The organism is Pseudomonas sp. GW821-FHT02C04 (genome assembly GCF_059421845.1).
Genome location: NZ_JBWKVT010000005.1, coordinates 216,946 through 234,542 on the forward strand (window position 1 = coordinate 216,946; position 17,597 = coordinate 234,542).

The following is a 17,597-nucleotide window of genomic DNA, read 5'->3' on the forward strand; positions in this document are numbered from 1 at the left end:
ACCTGCGCGCAAGCTTAGCTTGCCGGTCGCCACGTGACGTTTTCCACGCCGAATTTTTCCGCCGCAGGCTTGCTGGTCTTTTGTACCTTTTCCCGGCCGAAGCGCGGGATGCGGCCCACCCCGGCGTCGCAGCTTGCCCAGTGCCACGCCTCGGTGTTGTCCATTTTGTCCGAGCGGATAATGAACGACTTCGGCGCGCCGTGAAGGGTGTATTCGATGACAAACAGTTTTGCGTTGTTCATAAAGCCCGTCTTCCTCCCTGTGGTAATAGAAGGATCGCTGCGCACCGGGAAAATTCACTCGGATTGTCCGACGGTATCTATCAATGGCGAGCGAGGGGGCGGACTGGTTACCATGACGCCTTCGCCAACCCCGATGAATGTTCGCCATGGCCCTCGCCGCGCCCCCCGATCTGAGTGATACCGATGTGCCGGTGCAACCGCTGGCGCGCACGTATCCGCGCGGGTTGTTCATCGAGCCGCATGAGCATGTCTGGGGGCAGTTGCTGTATGCGATGAGCGGCGTGATGTGGGTCGAAACCCCGCACGAGGCGCTGGTGGTGCCGCCGCAGCGGGCGGTGTGGTTGCCGCCGGGCGTGCCGCACGGGATTCGCGTGGTGTCGGATTTGCAGATGCGCAATATCTACCTGCGCCCGGCGCTGGCGGCGACGCTGGATGACACGGTGCAGGTGATTGAGGTCGGCGGTTTGCTGCGTGAGTTGATTGTCGGGCTGGTGGAGCAGGGCGACAGCGGTGATGTCGAGTATTACGAGGCGCTGGTCGGTCTGGCGCTGCTGGAGCTGAAACGCGCAAGGCGTTCACAGTTGAAGATTCCGCTGCCGGACGATGCCGACCGGCGGCTGATGAGTCTGTGTCAGGCGGTGATGGCCGCGCCGTCGCTGGAGATTCCTTTCGAGCAACACGCCGAAAACGCCGGGGCCAGTGTGCGAACGTTGGCGCGGTTGTTCAAGGAAGGCCTGGGCATGGGCTTTGCCGAGTGGCGGCGGCAGGTGCAGTTGGCGACGGCAGTGGCGGAGTTGATCCAGGGCGTGCCGGTCAGCGCGATTGCTCGTGAGCTGGGTTATTCGCCGAGCAGTTTCAGCGACATGTTCCGTCGTGAGCTGGGTGTCGCGCCTTCGCAGTTCGGTGCCGGGCAGCTTCCAGGCTGATTTGGCCGAAATTCAGAAGTCCTTGGCCGGTGCCGGTCGCAGCCTTTCCCTAGACTTTGCCCATTCCCTTTATGTGGAGGAGTGATCCCATGAACTACCTGATTTCCCTGGGCATCGGTCTCGGCGTCGGCCTGTTGTATGGCGCGCTGGATTTCCGTTCCCCGGCGCCACCGGCCATCGCGCTGGTCGGCCTGTTGGGCATGCTGGCGGGCGAGCAGTTGTGGCCGATGGGCCGGCAACTGGTCAGTGGCTGGCTGTCCTGAATTTCCTTTTTTCATTCGGTGGATGAACTCATGAAAGCACTGCAATTCGATAAAACCGGCGACTTGTCTTCCCTGCGCTTCGTCGAGGTGCCGACGCCGGTGCCGGGGGGCGACGAGGTGCTGGTGCAGATCAAGGCGGCGGGCCTGAACCCCAGCGACGTGAAGAATGTGCTCGGGCGTTTCCCTTACACCACGCTGCCGCGTATTCCCGGACGGGACTTTGCCGGTGTGGTGGTCGAGGGGCCGCAGGCGTTGATCGGTCAGGAAGTCTGGGGCACCGGGCGGGAGCTGGGCTTTTTCGCTGATGGCTCCCACGCGCAGTTCGTCAAACTGCCGGCCAATGGCGTGGCGCACAAACCTTCGCACCTGAGTTTCACCCAGGCCGCCAGCCTCGGTGTGCCTTACACCACGGCGTGGGATGCATTGGAGCGCAGTCTGGTCAGCGCTGAAACCCGTTTGCTGGTGATCGGTGGCGGGGCGGTGGCGACGGCGGCACTGGCGCTGGCCAAGGTGCGTGGCGCGCAGTTGCTGGCGGCGGCGCGGCGGCCGGAGCAGGTCAAGGATTTGCAGGCGCAGGGCTATCAGACGATCCAGCTGGACAAGCCCGAGGAGCTCGGCGCTCAGGTCAACGCGGTGTACCGCGGTGGCGCCGACGTGATCTTCGACACCACCGGGTTCTGGCTGCCGGCCTCGGTGCCGGCGCTGGCACCTTTCGGGCGCATCGCGATCATCGCCGCGCCGGTGGACGGGCATGTGCAACTGCCGGCGCTGGCCCTGTATCGCAAGGGCGGTTCGGTGGTCGGCATCAACTCCCTGTTGTACGGCGTTGAAGCCTGTGCGGCGATGCTCGAACAGTTCGGCCGGTTCTTCGACGAAGGCTTGCTGCCACTGCCGCAAGGGCTTGTCGAAGCGCCGTTGGCCGAAGGACTGGCGCGCTATGCCGATCTGAATCAGGGCAGTGGCGACAAGGTCATTCTGATCCCTTGATCCTCAGGCCTCAGGGACGCCGTTCTCCCACGCCGACCAGTGCTTCAGGATGTCCTGCACCAGCGGATTACCTGTGCGGTAGAGGTTTTCCAGCGCCGGCACAAATCCGCCCTGATCGGCGTACTTGAGCAGGTTGTCCACTTCGCTGCCGCGCGGCGCCGGGCGATCGAAGTCGGAGCCGGCGCGCACCACGGCCAGGCGCTGCACGTCCACCAGACCCTCGCGGCTGGCGCGCAGCAAGGCTTCGTAGGTGGAGTTGTCTTCCTGTTGGGTGGTGCAGTAATCGCCCTTGTTGTCGGTCAATAGTTTGGTCCAGACTTCGGCACGTTCGCTCAGGCGTGTGCCGGAGAACCAGGTGTTGCCCGCCAGCGTGTCGCACCGGGTGACCACTGGCGGCTGATTGGCCGGTGCGGCCGGGTATTTCAGGCGCCACGCCGCCGATTCCTTGCTCTCGCTGAGCTCGACCTTGTGGCTCAGGGCGAAAGCCTTGGCCTGCAGTTTCGGGTTGAGTTCGAAAACTTCGGTCTTGTAGTCCAGCGGCGGTTTTTCATTCGGGCCTTTCGTGTTGATGCCGAGGTAACCGGTCGGCCAACTCGATGGCGCGTCGCGCGAATCCAGCTCCCACTGGGTGCCGAACTCAACCAGATAGTGCGCCCAGGCGGCGGTGCCGATGGTCCCGTGCTTGGGGCTGATGCCGGCAATCCCGGCAATCAGGAAGTAGCTTTTGCGCAGGTCGAATTTCGGCGACAGCGCCAGTGCGAGGGTCGAGGCGGCGGCGTTGGTCTGGCCCATGCCGGTGGTCATCAGGCAGACCTGCTGCGTATTGCAGCGAATGGTCGGGTACTCGGCGGACAGACCCGGCACGCGGATTTCCTGCTTGAGTTCGAGGCGATCGATCCAGTGCTGTGCCTCTGGAGCGAACATGGTGATCAGCACGACTTTCGGCTTGATCGGTGCCTCGGCCGCCCAAGCGGTGGAGGAGAGCAGGGCCGCAGCGGCCAGAGATATACGCGTCATTGCTTTCATGATTGCTCCTGGATTCAGAACTGATAACCGACGCCGGCGTAGTAACCCCAGCCATTGGAACGTGCGCGGAAGTTGCCGTCGCCGAAGTTCAGCTCGCTGCCGTCCTCCCAGTTGCCTCCGTTGTGGAAATAGCGGCCGACCAGGGTAAAACGCAGGTGCGTGAACGAGTACAGCAACACGTTGGTCGCCACCGTGGCATTGGCGGTGCGCGCCGGGTTGTCCTTGTGCAGGTCCGAGCCGAAATCGAAGTTGGTGAAACCAATGTAGGTCAGCGAGGCACCGTTGCTGAACTTGTCGATCGGCACGATGTACTTGAGCTGTGCGCGGTAACCGTCCCACGAATATTCGTTGCTGGCGCCGTAGTTTTCCCACTGGTAGCGCCCGTACAGGTTGGCCGACAGGTTGACCCGCGAGTGGGTGTCGATGTCGGTACCCAAACCGCTGTACAGCGTGTTGGCACGGTTCTCCTTGCGGCTGCCGTGGTCGTAGATCCAGTCGAACGCCACGTACCATTCCTTGAACGGTCCGATGGCCAGGCTGCGGCCGGCGAGGTAGTCGATGGAGATGCGCGGTTCGTGTTCCATGAACACCGGCGAGCCATGATCCCACACGCCTTTGTCGTGGCTGTTGCCGATGTTGAAGATCTTCGGAATGTCGATATAGCCGTACAGCTCGAACGGGCCCTTGCGTCCGAAGTACTCGTATTCCAGATAGATATCGTCGGCCGGTTGCGGGCCGAAGCTGATGTCCTTGCTGCCGATCAGCATCAGGTCCTGGTTGTACCAGTCCGACAGGTACGCGCCTTTTTTCGGCGGGCTGGCCTCGGGGCTGAGGGCTTCGCCCTGGGCGGATTCTTCGGGCAGGGCAGGCTGCGCCAGCGCTGAGTGACTGAGAACTCCGGTAACGCCGGCCAGTAGCAGGGAAACAGCAACGGTGCGCGCACCACGACGGCGGCGGCAGGAAGAGACGTGCATTCAAAGTCCTTTTTGCGGATCAAGGCCCGAAAAAGCGGGCTTGTATGGTTCTGTAACGAAATTGTGAGTAACGGCGACTCGCAAACGTTTGCACAACCCGTACCAGTTTCGCAACACACTGAAAAACAGATCAATTCAGCCCATTAGCTGGCGACTCGGTCAGCTGCCCTGCAAGCCTTCCTTGAAAGCCCTCAAGCCCGTGCTCAGAACGGCTCGGAGCATCGCCTTGGCGGCTTATCGCACAAAAGTATTAACACTATTTAACCGGTGCCCCATCGCAGGGCATCAACTAGCTTGTCTCGGGAATAGACGGTTTATCTGATGACCGTCATACGCTTGATACGCGTGTCGGATCTTGCCGCAGTTGCACGCCTTCAAGGATGAATTGGCCACGAAAGGAGTAGCCCGTGGAAGCAAGGTTTGGTGTCGCCCTCGTTTCGCGTTTTTCCCCACTTTCCCTTGCTGTGCACCTGAGCGTCGCCGGGCTACTGTTCGGCGGGGTCAGTGAGCAGGCGTTCGCCACCTGCTCGGCGGCGGGCTCCACGATTACCTGTTCGGGTGTCCCGACGCTGCCGCTGTTTCTCAATGACTACAGCAGTGCCACCAGCGGTCTGACGGTCAACGTCACCAACGGCGCGCAGATGAACGCGACGCTCGGCGGCAAGGTCATCAACCTGACCGGGGCCAACATCAACCTGAACAACTCCGGCACCCTCGACCCGGCCTTGCTGGGCCTGGTCTCGATCCTCAGTGGCGGCGCGTTCATCGGCACCGGTGCGACCAGCACGGTGAGCATCGTCAACAACACCACCGGGCTCATTCGCGGCACCGGCATGTTGCTCGGCCTCAACCTGACCAGCATCGACGGTCTGGGGATAGCCGTGAACAACTCGGTGTCGGGCACTACGACCATCACCAACGACGGCACGATTACCTCGACCGGGCTGTCGGTCGGCGGGATCACCCTGGCCGATACCCCGGTGGTCGGGGTGTATGGCGGTTCACAAGTCAACATGACCAACAGCGCCACCGGCACGATCAACGGCCGGGTCGCGTTCGAGACGTCGGTGGCGGGCAACACTTTCACCAACGCCGGTAACATCACCGGCGGCGTGTCGATGGGGGCGGGCAGCACCAACACCTTCTACGCGATCACAGGTTCCAGCGTTAACCAAGGTGACGGTGCGCAATTGTCCGTCGGTCTCGGTGGCTTGATCGGCGTCAACCTGACCTTCGCCCCGACCGGGACGATCGATGGCGGCGCGGCGGGTACCAACACGCTGATCCTGCAAAACCCGATCGGCCTTGGCGGCGGCACCACCGGCACCGGCACGGCATCCAGCCTGGTCTACGTCAACTTCAACAACCTGACCCTCAACAGCGGCACCTGGACCTTGCAGGGGCCGCTGGTCAGCGGTGCGACCACGCTCAATGGCGGTGTCGCGCAGTTCAACGACAACGCGGCGTTCGGCAGCGGCGTGCTGACGTCCAATGGCGGGATACTTCAGGCCAGCAATGCCGGTTTGACGCTGGCCAACCAGATCAATCTGGGCGGGACTGGCCTGACCCTGCAGGGCATCAACGGCATGACCCTGAACGGGGTGATTTCCGGCACCGGTGGCTTGACCAAGATCGGCAGCGGCCAGATCAACCTCAGCGGTATCAACACCTACACCGGCAATACCGTGCTCAACGGCGGTGTGGTGCTGGTGGGCAATAACCAGGCGTTCAGCACCGGCAGCATCACCGTTGGCGGTTCTTCGAGCATCTCGGCGACGACGCCGATTTCGCTGGCTAACGCGATCACGCTCAACAGCACCCTGACCGCGACCGGCACCGGTGCGCTGACCCTGGGCGGAGTGATCAGCGGCGCCGCCAACCTGACCAAAACCGGCAGCGGCAGCCTGACCCTCAACGGCATCAACACCTACACCGGGATCACCAGCCTCAGCGCCGGCACCTTGCGCGTCGGCAACAACAACGCCCTGGGCACCGGGGTGCTCAACACCAGCAACGGCACCAGCCTCGACAGCACCGGCAACGTGACCCTGGCCAACAACGTCGGCATCACCGGTGCGTTGAACGTGCTCGGCAGCAATGCTCTGACCCTCTCTGGCATCGTCTCCGGTACCGGCGCAATCACCAAGAGCGGCAGCGCCAGCCTGACCCTGACCGGCAACAACACCAACAGTGGCACCACCGCGCTCAACGGCGGCACTTTGTTCGTCGGCAGCAACACCGCCCTAGGCACGGGAGCACTTAACGCGGCGTCCGGCACCACCCTCGATGCAACGACGGCGGTGACGCTGGCCAACGCGGTTGCACTGGCGTCGGACCTGACCATCGGCGGTACTCAGGCCCTGGGCCTGAGCGGCGTCATCAGCGGCGCCGGCAACCTGATCAAGGGGGGCACCGCGAACCTGACCCTCAGCGGCAACAACACCTTCTCCGGCGGTACGGCGCTGAACAACGGGACGCTGATCGTCGGCTCCAACACCGCGCTGGGTACCGGCGCACTGACCACGGCGGCGGGCACTACCCTCGACGCCAGCACCACCGTGGCACTGAGCAACGCCGTCGCCCTCGGCGGCAACCTGAACATCGCCGGCAATGCCAACCTGACCCTCGGCGGTGTGGTCAGCGGCAGCGGCGGGCTGACCAAGAACGGGGCGGCCAACCTGATTCTCAACGGCGCCAACACCTTCAGCGGCGGCACTACCCTCAACGCCGGGACGCTGACTGTCGGCAACGCCGCCGCACTGGGCAGCGGCGCCCTGACCGTCGCCAGCGCCGCGACCCTCGACAGCAACACTTCGGTCATCCTCAACAACAACGTCGCCCTCAACGGCAACCTGGCCATCGGCGGCAGCAACGGCATGATCCTGGGCGGCGTGCTCAGCGGCGCCAGTCAGTTGATCAAGAACGGCACCGCCAACCTGACCCTCAACGGCGCCAACACCTTCACCGGTGGCACGGCGCTCAACGCAGGCAGCCTGACCGTCGGCACCGGCGCGGCACTCGGCACCGGCACACTGACCGTGGGCGGGGCGGGGGCAACGCTCAACAGCAGCGCCAACGTGACGCTGAACAACGCCATCGCGCTTAACTCCAACCTGACTGCCGGCGGCGCCAACCCGTTGACCCTCGGCGGTGTGATCAGCGGCGGCAGCAACCTGATCAAGACTGGCTCCTCGACCCTGACATTGACCGGCAACAACACCTACACCGGCTCTACGTCGCTGAACGCCGGGACATTGATCGTCGGCTCCAACACCGCGCTCGGCACCGGCGTGCTCAACGCCGGCAACAACACCACGCTGGACGCCAGCACCGCAACGAGCCTGGCCAACAACGTCAACCTCGGTGGCAACGTGACCATCGGCGGCAGCAACGCGCTGACCCTCGCGGGTGTGGTCTCCGGTGTCGGTGGCCTGACCAAAAGCGGCCCCGCCGATCTGATCCTCAACGGCGCCAACACCTACTTCGGCAACACCGCACTCAACGTCGGCAAGCTGATTGTCGGCAGCAATACCGCGATCGGCAGCGGCGCATTGAACGCAGCGGCCGGCACCACACTGGATACCAACACGGCCGTCACACTTGGCAACCAGGTCAACCTGGCCGGTGCGATGAACATCGGCGGCAGTGCGGATCTGACCCTCACCGGAACCGTCGCCGGTGCCGGCAGCCTGGTGAAAAACGGCGCGGCCAACCTGAACCTCAACGGCACCAACACCTACGTCGGCGGCACCACACTGAACGCCGGTACGGTAACCGTCGGCAATAGCTCGGCACTCGGTACCGGTGCCTTGACCGTCGGCGGTGCGGCAACCCTCGACAGCAGTTCACCGCTGGCCAGCCTGGCCAATGCGGTGGTGCTCAATGCGGCGCTGAGCGTCGGCGGCACCCAGGACCTGACCCTCGGCGGTGTGATCAGCGGCGCAGGCCAGTTGATCAAGAACGGCGCGGCCAACCTGACCGTCAATGGCACCAACACCTTCAGCGGTGGCAGCACGCTCAACGCGGGCACACTGACACTGGGCTCGGCCGCTGCACTGGGCAGTGGCGGCTTGACCGTCGGCGGCGCGTCGACGCTGGATACCAGCACCGGCATGAGCGTCGGCAACAACATCACCCTCAACGCCGGTCTGACCCTGGCCGGCAGCAACACCCTGAACCTCAGCGGTGTGATCGATGGCGCCGGCAGTCTGACCAAGGACGGGTTCGGCGATCTGACGCTCAGTGGCAACAACACCTTCACCGGTGCGCTGAACATCGCCTCCGGCAGCGTCACTACGGTGAGCAGTGGGGCGCTGGGCAACACCTCCGGCGCCAACATCAGCGCCGGTGCCAATCTCTATCTCAATAGCAGCGCCAGCCTCAACGGGCTGAGCGGCAGCGGCAGTGTGCAGATCGCCGGCGGCAACACCCTGACGGTGGGCGGCGTGAGCAGCACCAGCACCTTCGACGGCGACCTCGGTGGCAGCGGCGCCCTGACCAAAGTCGGTACCGGGACGCTGAACCTCACCGGCAGCAGCGGCCTCACCGGCAATACCAACGTCAACGCCGGTACGCTGAACCTCACCGGTTCGCTGGCCAGCACCCAGCTCAACATCAACAACGGCGCCACCCTTACAGGCACCGGTTCGGCGCTTGGGTTCATCACCATCAACAGCGGCGGTCATCTGGCGTTGTCCTCGGGCAATACCTTGTCCACCTCGTCGCTGATCCTCACGGCCAACAGCAATGTCGACGCGAGCCTCGCCACGCCATCGACCAGCTCGCTGATGAACATCGGCGGCAACCTGACCCTCGACGGCAATCTGAACGTCACCGATGCCGGCGGTTTCGGCGTCGGGGTCTACCGCTTGTTCAACTACATCGGCGCGCTGACCGACAACGGCCTGACCGTGGCCGGTGTGCCGGTGGGTTACGGCCTCGGCGACATCCTCGTGCAGACCCTGGGTAACCAGGTGAATCTGGTGGTGTCGGCGCCGAACACCAACCTGCGTTTCTGGGACGGCAGCCAGACGATCGCCAATGGCACCGTGGATGGCGGCACTGGTACATGGACTGCCGGCGGCACCAACTGGACCAATTCCAACGGCACGCTGAACCAGACCTGGGCCGGCGACTTCGCGGTGTTCCAGGGCACGGCGGGCACGGTGTCGGTCAACGGCACGCAACTGTTCACCGGGATGCAATTCCTCACCGATGGCTACAACGTGGTGAACGGCACGTCGGGTCTGCTGACCGCCGTCAACGGCACTGGCGGCACCACGGCGATGCGGGTCGATCCGGGCGTGACCGCCACGGTCGGCGTGAACATCGACGGCAGCGGCATCCTCAACAAACTCGACGCGGGCACCCTGGTGCTCAACGGCGCCAACAGCTACACCGGCGGCACACAACTGGATGGCGGCACTCTGGTGGTCGGCAGCAACACCGCCCTGGGCACTGGCGCGTTGATCGCCAACGCCGGCACGCAACTGGACAGCAACACCGCCGTGACCCTGGCCAACGCGGCCACGCTCAACGGCAACCTCACCGTGCTCGGCAGCAATGCCTTGACCCTCAACGGTGTCATTTCCGGCACTGGCGGCTTGATCAAGAACGGTTCGGCCAGCCTGACCCTCGGTGGCAACAACGCCTTCCTTGGCCCGGTAGCCCTGAATGCGGGCGGCCTGATTCTGGCGTCGAACAGCGCGCTGGGCTCGGCCACCCTGAACGCTGCGAACGGCACCACCCTGGATGCCAGCGGCGCCTTCACGGCGGGTAACGCGATCAACCTGGCGGGCAACCTCGGCATCGTCGGCAGCAACGATCTGACACTCAGCGGAGGCATCAATGGCGCCGGCAGCCTGACCAAAAACGGCGCGGCCAACCTGATCCTGAGCGGGGCCAACAACTTCCTCGGTGGCATCACCCTCAATGCCGGCACCCTGACCACCGGCAGCAACGGCGCCCTCGGTCTGGGCAACCTGACCGTGGCCGGGGCGTCGTCGCTGGACAGCAACACCTCGGTGTCGCTCGGCAACAACGTGGTGCTCAACGCCAACCTGACCAACACCGGCAACAGCGACGTGGCCCTCAGCGGCGTGGTCAGCGGCAGCGGCGGACTGATCAAGAACGGCGCCTCCAACCTGACCCTCAATGGCATCAACACCTACAGCGGCGGCACCACGCTGAATGCCGGTAACGTGACCCTTGGCACCTCGTCGGGCCTGGGCTCTGGCGCGGTGACCGTGGCGGGGGCGTCGACCCTCGACACCACGGCGCCGCTGGTGCTGGCCAACAACATCAACGTCAATGCCAACCTGAGCGTGGCCGGCAACAACAACCTGACCCTGGGTGGCGTGATTGCCGGGGCGGGCACCCTGACGAAGAACGGTCTGGCCGACCTGACGCTGTCCGGCAACAACACCTTCAGCGGTACCTTCGACGTGCAGGCCGGCAGCCTGACCACGCTGGGCAACTCGGCACTGGGCAGCAACGCCGGGGTCAATCTCGGCGCTGCGGCGACCCTCAATCTCGGCGGCTCGGGCAGCCTCGCCAGCCTGACCGGCAGCGGTACCGCACTGATCGGCGGCGGCAACACCCTGAGCATCGGCGGCAACAACGCCAGCAGCATTTTCGACGGTGTGCTCACCGGCACCGGCGAACTGAGCAAACTCGGCACCGGCACGCTGACCCTTAGCGGCATCAACAGTCTGACCGGCAACACCACGGTCAACGCCGGCACCTTGAACGTCAGCGGCTCGCTGGACAGCGCCAGTGTGCTGGTCAACAGCGGCGGCACCCTGACCGGCGGCGGCTCGCTCGGCGGGGCCGTGACCGTGGCGGACGGCGGTCATCTGGCCGGCGCCACCGGCAGCACGCTGTCGGTGAATTCGCTGGTGTTCAACGCCAACTCAAACTTCGATGTCGGTCTCGGCGCACCGGTTTCCGGTGGTGGCAACGCGCTGGTCAACGTCGGCGGCAACCTGACCCTCGACGGCACCCTCAACGTCAGCGACATCGGCGGCTTCGGCAGTGGCGTGTACCGGTTGATCAACTACACCGGCGGCCTGACCGACAACGGCATGCTGATCGGCACCGTGCCGGGCAGCGTCACGCCGGGTGATCTGACCCTGCAAACCGCACTGGCCAACCAGATCAACCTGCTGGTCACCGCCCCGGGCGTTACCGTGCAGTTCTGGGACGGCAATCAACTCGTCGCCAACGGTTCGGTGGATGGCGGCAGCGGAACCTGGGGCACCGGTACCACCAACTGGACCGACGTTAACGGCACCACCAATCAGGCCTGGACCAACAGCTTCGCGGTGTTCCAGGGCGCAGCGGGCACCGTGACCGTCAACGGCGCGCAAACCATCACCGGCATGCAGTTCGTCACTGATGGCTACAGCCTGCAAAACGGCACGGCTGGTTCGCTGAATCTGGTCAACGGTTCGCTGGGCAATGCGACCGTGCGGGTCGATCCGAACGTCACCGCGACCGTGGGCGTCGCGCTCAATGGCGCCGGCACGCTGGGTAAATACGACACCGGCACCCTGGTGCTCAACGCGGCCAACGGCTACACCGGCGGCACCGCGCTCAACGGCGGCAAGATTGTGGTCGGCAACAACGCGGCCCTCGGCACCGGCGTATTGACCGCCGCCAACGGCACGGCGCTGGACAGCAACACAGCGGTCAGCCTGGCCAACGATGTGGTGCTCAATGGCGGACTCACCGTCGCCGGCTCCAACGCATTGACCCTCGGCGGTGTGGTCAGCGGCAGCGGCAGTCTGATCAAGACCGGCGCTTCGAGCCTGACCCTCAACGGCAGCAACACTTACAGCGGCGGTACCCAACTGTCTGGCGGTACGCTGATTCTGGGCAACAACAGCGCGATCAGCAGCGGCGCTCTCAGTGTGCTGGGCAACGGCACCCTCGACAGCACCTCTGCGCTGCAACTGGCCAACGCCATCAACCTGGGCGCGCAACTGACCCTGGCCGGCAACCAGAACACCACGTTGATCGGTGCGATCACCGGCAGCGGCAGCCTGGTGAAAAACGGCGCTGGCGACCTGGTGCTCAGCGGCGCCAACACCTACAGCGGCGGCACGACGCTGAACAGCGGCAGCACCCGTGGCGACACCAGCAGCCTGCAAGGTGCAATCGTCAATAACGCGGCGCTGACCTTCGAGCAGAACAGCGACGGCAGCTACACCGGCAATCTGACGGGCACCGGCACCCTGAACAAAACCGGCACTGGCGCCTTGTTGCTCACCGGCAACAACACCTTTATCGGCAACACCGCCGTGCAGGCCGGTACGCTCAACGTCAACGGCGTGCTCAACAGCGCCAACGTCAATGTCGCCAGCGGTGCGAAGATCGGTGGCAGCGGTCAATTCGGTGGGACTGTGCAACTGGCCAGCGGTGCGACGCTGCTTGGCGGCAGCAACGCCGCGCCGTTGTCGGTTGGTTCACTGGTGTTGTCTTCGGGGACCAATCTGGACTTCACCCTCGGCTCGGCGGCCAGCTCCACGACCGTGGTCAACGTCGCCGGCAACCTGACCCTCGACGGCACACTGAACATCACTAACGCCGGTGGCTTCGGCGTCGGGGTGTATCAGCTGTTCAGCTACGGTGGCACGCTGACCAACAACGGTCTGGTCTACGGCAGCCTGCCGGTTTCGGCGGCCAATCTGACCCTGCAAACCGCGCTGGCCAATCAGGTCAACCTGCTGGTGCAAGGCACGCCGGGCGAAGTGCAGTTCTGGAACGGTGGCAAGACCAACCCGGACGGCAGCATTGGTGGCGGCAGCGGCGTGTGGGGGCCTGGCACCAACTGGACCGACCCGACCGGCACTCAGGCACTGGGTTCCAACGGCCAGTTTGCAGTGTTTGGCGGGCAGGGCGGGACGGTCACCATCCAAGGCAACCAGAACTTCACCGGGCTGCAATTCCTCGTCAACGGCTACAGCCTGGAACCGGATGCCGGCGACACGCTGACCCCGGTCAACGGGCCTGGCGGCACTCCTGCGCCAATCCGCGTCAATGCCGGTGCCACTGCGCAAATCGATGTGCCGCTGATCGGCACTGGCGGGATCGAGAAACTCGACTCTGGCACGTTGGTCCTCACCGGCGCCAACACTTACAGCGGTGGCACCACGGTCAGCGGCGGTACGCTGATCGGTAACACCACCAGCCTGCAAGGCAACATCATCGATAACGCTTCGTTGGTGTTCCAGCAGAATACCAATGGCCAGTTCAATGGTGTTCTCAGCGGCCTCGGTGCGCTGGCCAAGCGTGGCGTCGGGACTTTGCTGTTGACCGGCGATCAACCGTTCAGCGGCACCGTGTCGGTCGATCAAGGCGTGCTGCAGGTCGGCAGCCGTTCAGCGCGGGCCTCCCTGGGCGGACAAGTGACCGTGGCCAACGGCGCGGCCCTGAGCGGTAACGGCAGCGTCGGTTCGGTGGTCAACCACGGTGTGGTGGCCTCCGGTGGCGCAGACGGCACCTTGAGTGTGGCGGGTAACCTGACCAACGCTGCCGACGGTGTACTGGCCCTGACCGTCAGCTCGCCCACCGCTACGCCTCTGGCCGTCGGCGGCACCGCAACCCTGGGCGGTGGCCTGCAAGTGAACAGCCTGGCGCCGTTCACCGGCAACACCGTGTATTCGCTGATCACCGCCGGCGGTGGGGTGACCGGCACCTTCAGCGCAGCCGATCTGCCGCAATATGCGTTCCTCGACACGGCGCTGGTGTACAGCCCTGACGCGGTGAACCTGGTGGTCAGCCGCAACGGCAATTCGTTCGCCGACGTCGCCGCCACGAGTAACCAGCGCAACACCGCCTCGGCGTTGATGAGCAACGGGCCGGCGGGTGCTGCGTTGCAGAACGAGATCGTCAACCTCAGCGTGGCCGGCGCGCGTCATGCTTTCGACAACCTGTCCGGGGAGATCCATGCCAGCACCGCGAGCGCGGTTCTCGAGGATTCACGCTTTGTGCGTGAAGCAGTCAATGACCGTATGCGTCAACCGACCTGCAGCGCATCGGATGATCCACACCGTACATTGGCACCGAGCGACACCCAACTGAGCAGCAACGGCTGCCACGGTGAAATGGTCGGCTGGGCCCGGGCCATTGGCGCCTGGGGCGACATGGGCGGCGACAGCAACACGGCGAAAGTCGATCGCAGCCTCGGCGGTTTCATGCTCGGCACGGACAAGCAACTCGACGATCAATGGCGCGCCGGGATGGCAGCGGGCTACACCCGTGGCAATCTCAACGCCCATGATCGCAACTCCGATGCCAAGGTCGACAGCTACCACCTGGCGGGTTACCTGAGTTCGCAGTTCGATGCACTGGCCGTGCGCCTCGGCGCGGCTTACAGCTGGCACAGCATCGAGACCAAACGCGACGTCAGCGTCGGTGCCTACAACGATCGCCTGAAGGCTGACTACGATGCCCGCAGTGCCCAGGTGTTCGGCGAAGTGGGTTACGCCATCAATGCGGCAGGCGTGGCCATCGAACCGTTCGCCGGCCTGGCCTACGTCAACTACGACAGCGACACCGCCAAGGAAAAAGGCGGAGTGGGGCGCCTGAAAGGCGATGCCGATCAGGACATCACCTACTCGACCCTCGGCGTACGCATCGGCAAGTTGGTGACCCTGGCCAACGGCAGCCAACTCACGCCACGGGCGGCGATCGGCTGGCGGCATGCCTACGGCGACACCAAACCTGACGCCGACCTGACCTTCATCGACGGCGGCGCGTCGTTCAGCACCCAGGGCGTGCCGATTGCCAAGGACAGTGCGCTGCTCGAAGCCGGCGTGGACTTCCAGATCAGCCCGACCGGCAAGCTCGGCATCGGCTACTCGGGTCAGGTGTCCAGCGACAACAACGACAGCGCGATGACCATCAGCTTCAGCCAAAGCTTCTGATCATGGTCGAAGCACTTTAGCCGCCCGAAAGGGCGGTTTTTTTTGCCCGCCAAACCCTCTGCTAGAATTCGCCCCTGTCCCTTCCCGGAGATTGCCCCGATGAGCGAGCCCATTCGTCTGACCCAGTACAGCCACGGCGCCGGTTGTGGCTGCAAGATTTCGCCCAAAGTGCTGGAGGTGATCCTCGCCGGCAGCGGGGCGCAGAACCTTGATCCGAAACTGTGGGTCGGCAACGCCTCGCGTGATGACGCGGCGGTGTACGAGATCGATGCCGAGCGCGGCGTGGTGTCGACCACCGACTTCTTCATGCCGATCGTCGATGATCCGTTCGATTTCGGTCGGATTGCCGCGACCAATGCGATCAGCGATATCTACGCCATGGGCGGCGATCCATTGATGGCCATTGCCATTCTGGGATGGCCGGTGAACGTGCTGGCACCGGAAGTCGCGCGCGAAGTGATTCGTGGCGGTCGCGCGGTATGCGATGCGGCGGGAATTCCCCTGGCGGGCGGGCATTCGATCGATGCGCCGGAGCCGATCTTCGGTCTGGCTGTCACCGGACTGGTGGAAAAACGCTTCATGAAGCGCAACGACACGGCCACCGCCGGGTGCCTGCTGTACCTGACCAAACCGCTGGGGATCGGCATCCTCACCACCGCCGAAAAGAAGGGCAAGTTGCGCAACGCCGATATCGGTCTGGCCCGGGACTGGATGTGTACGCTGAACAAACCCGGCAGTCGCTTCGGCAAACTGGCCGGGGTCACCGCGATGACCGACGTCACCGGTTTCGGCCTGCTCGGGCATCTGGTGGAAATGGCTGACGGCAGCCACCTCACCGCACGCATCGTCTATGACCGGGTGCCGCGTCTGGACAGCGTCGAGTATTACCTCGAACAGGGCTGTGTGCCGGGCGGCACCTTGCGCAATTTCGACAGCTATTCGGACCGACTCGGGCGGGTGCAGGAACTGCACAAACGGCTGTTGTGCGACCCGCAGACCAGCGGCGGGTTGCTGGTGGCCGTGACCCCGCAAGGCAACGCCGAATTCCTTGCCGTGGCGGCGGAACTGGGCTTGAGCCTGGAACCGATTGGCGAACTGGTCGAGCGACAGACCCACGCCGTCGAGGTGTCTTGATGGACCCTGACTACGGCGATTACCGGGATATTTTCCTCAACGACCGACCGCTGATGGATGTTCGCGCGCCGGTCGAGTTTCACAAAGGTGCGTTCCCCGGCGTGGTCAATCTGCCGCTGATGAATGATCTGGAGCGGCAGAAGGTCGGCACTTGCTACAAGCAGCATGGCCAACACGCTGCCATCGAACTGGGCCACCGCTTGGTGTCCGGCGCGGTAAAGGCCGAACGTATCGAGGCCTGGGCCGAGTTTGCCCGGGCCCATCCCGACGGTTATCTCTATTGCTTTCGCGGCGGCTTGCGTTCGCAGATCACCCGGCAATGGCTCAAGAGCGAGGCCGGGATCGACTATCCGCGCATCGCGGGCGGTTACAAGGCGCTGCGCAATTTCCTGATCGACACCCTCGAGCAAGCCGTGACCCAGTGCGATTTCGTGTTGCTGGGCGGCATGACCGGCACCGGCAAGACCGAACTGCTGGTGCAGTTGGACAACGGTCTGGATCTGGAGGGCCACGCCAATCATCGCGGTTCCAGTTTCGGCAAGCGCGCCACGGGGCAACCGTCGAACATCGATTTCGAAAACCGCCTGGCCATCGACCTCCTCAAGAAACGTGATGCCGGCATCGGTCAGTTCGTGCTCGAAGACGAGAGCCGGGTAGTCGGCAGCTGCGCCTTGCCGCTGCCGTTGTATCAGGGCATGCAGCAATACCCGATGGTCTGGCTGGAGGACAGTTTTGAAGATCGTGTACAGCGCATCCTGCGCGATTACGTGGTGGATCTGTCGGCCGAGTTTTCGGCAGTGCACGGCGAGCAGGGTTTTGCGCTGTTCTCTGAACGGTTGCTCGAGAGCCTGAACAACGTGCAGAAGCGTCTGGGCGGCGAACGCCACCGCCGGATGCTGCTGTTGATGGAAGACGCACTGGCAGAGCAGGGGCGCAGCGGCGCGGTGGATTTGCACCGGGGCTGGATCGAAGGGTTGCTGCGCGAATATTACGACCCGATGTATGTGTTTCAGCGCGAGAAGAAGGGCGCGCGGATCGAGTTTGCCGGGGAGCGCGGGGCGGTGATCGAGTATCTGCGCCAGCGGTTGAATCAAAAACGCTGAAACCGTAAACCCGG

General features: G+C 64.1%; 9 protein-coding genes. 6 read left to right on the top strand and 3 right to left on the bottom strand.

Features of this window, described 5'->3' with window-relative positions:
* Positions 1–14: 14 nt before the first annotated feature.
* Positions 15–242 (bottom strand): DUF6555 family protein, encoded by a 228-nt coding sequence (locus AC07VV_RS19655; protein WP_096821993.1) that lies wholly within the window; start codon positions 240–242, stop codon positions 15–17.
* Between the two features lie 146 nt (positions 243–388).
* Between AC07VV_RS19655 and AC07VV_RS19660 the strand changes: the two genes are divergently transcribed.
* The 3 genes from AC07VV_RS19660 (at position 389) to AC07VV_RS19670 (ending at position 2,418) form a co-directional block, all read left to right on the top strand.
* Complete coding sequence (locus tag AC07VV_RS19660; protein ID WP_495037194.1) at positions 389–1,168, top strand: AraC family transcriptional regulator; 780 nt, start codon at positions 389–391, stop codon at positions 1,166–1,168.
* Positions 1,169–1,257: 89 nt separating this feature from the next.
* A complete protein-coding gene (locus AC07VV_RS19665; RefSeq protein ID WP_085733565.1) occupies positions 1,258–1,431 on the top strand; it encodes a DUF1427 family protein in 174 nt (57 codons plus the stop codon).
* Between the two features lie 30 nt (positions 1,432–1,461).
* Positions 1,462–2,418, top strand: a complete 957-nt coding sequence (locus AC07VV_RS19670) for a quinone oxidoreductase family protein (protein ID WP_495037195.1) — start codon at positions 1,462–1,464, stop codon at positions 2,416–2,418.
* A gap of 3 nt (positions 2,419–2,421) precedes the next feature.
* On the opposite strand, the gene AC07VV_RS19675 is transcribed toward AC07VV_RS19670, so the two are convergent.
* Both AC07VV_RS19675 and AC07VV_RS19680 read right to left on the bottom strand, forming a co-directional pair.
* Positions 2,422–3,444, bottom strand: a complete 1,023-nt coding sequence (locus AC07VV_RS19675; protein ID WP_495037196.1) for a purine-nucleoside phosphorylase — start codon at positions 3,442–3,444, stop codon at positions 2,422–2,424.
* Between the two features lie 14 nt (positions 3,445–3,458).
* Positions 3,459–4,418: a nucleoside-specific channel-forming protein Tsx gene (locus tag AC07VV_RS19680; RefSeq protein WP_495037197.1), complete on the bottom strand. Its 960-nt coding sequence runs from the start codon at positions 4,416–4,418 to the stop codon at positions 3,459–3,461.
* Positions 4,419–4,825: 407 nt separating this feature from the next.
* On the opposite strand from AC07VV_RS19680, the gene AC07VV_RS19685 reads away from it, so the two are divergent.
* The 3 genes from AC07VV_RS19685 (at position 4,826) to mnmH (ending at position 17,583) form a co-directional block, all read left to right on the top strand.
* Complete coding sequence (locus AC07VV_RS19685; RefSeq protein WP_495037198.1) at positions 4,826–15,346, top strand: autotransporter-associated beta strand repeat-containing protein; 10,521 nt, start codon at positions 4,826–4,828, stop codon at positions 15,344–15,346.
* 99 nt (positions 15,347–15,445) lie between these two features.
* Entirely contained in the window at positions 15,446–16,480 is a 1,035-nt protein-coding gene (gene selD / locus AC07VV_RS19690; protein ID WP_096823073.1) for a selenide, water dikinase SelD, read from the top strand.
* Positions 16,480–17,583 carry a tRNA 2-selenouridine(34) synthase MnmH gene (gene mnmH / locus AC07VV_RS19695; protein ID WP_495037199.1) on the top strand — a complete coding sequence of 368 codons (1,104 nt, stop codon included), beginning with the start codon at positions 16,480–16,482 and terminating at the stop codon, positions 17,581–17,583. The genes selD and mnmH overlap by 1 nt, the downstream gene beginning before the upstream one ends.
* Positions 17,584–17,597: the final 14 nt, after the last annotated feature.

What these genes read in the sequence shown, in the direction of transcription:
- AC07VV_RS19655 (WP_096821993.1), bottom strand. Translation starts at nt 242, where the DNA reads ATGAACAACGCAAAACTGTTTGTCATCGAATACACCCTTCACGGCGCG.
- AC07VV_RS19660 (WP_495037194.1), top strand. Translation starts at nt 389, where the DNA reads ATGGCCCTCGCCGCGCCCCCCGATCTGAGTGATACCGATGTGCCGGTG.
- AC07VV_RS19665 (WP_085733565.1), top strand. Translation starts at nt 1,258, where the DNA reads ATGAACTACCTGATTTCCCTGGGCATCGGTCTCGGCGTCGGCCTGTTG.
- AC07VV_RS19670 (WP_495037195.1), top strand. Translation starts at nt 1,462, where the DNA reads ATGAAAGCACTGCAATTCGATAAAACCGGCGACTTGTCTTCCCTGCGC.
- AC07VV_RS19675 (WP_495037196.1), bottom strand. Translation starts at nt 3,444, where the DNA reads ATGAAAGCAATGACGCGTATATCTCTGGCCGCTGCGGCCCTGCTCTCC.
- AC07VV_RS19680 (WP_495037197.1), bottom strand. Translation starts at nt 4,418, where the DNA reads ATGCACGTCTCTTCCTGCCGCCGCCGTCGTGGTGCGCGCACCGTTGCT.
- selD (WP_096823073.1), top strand. Translation starts at nt 15,446, where the DNA reads ATGAGCGAGCCCATTCGTCTGACCCAGTACAGCCACGGCGCCGGTTGT.
- mnmH (WP_495037199.1), top strand. Translation starts at nt 16,480, where the DNA reads ATGGACCCTGACTACGGCGATTACCGGGATATTTTCCTCAACGACCGA.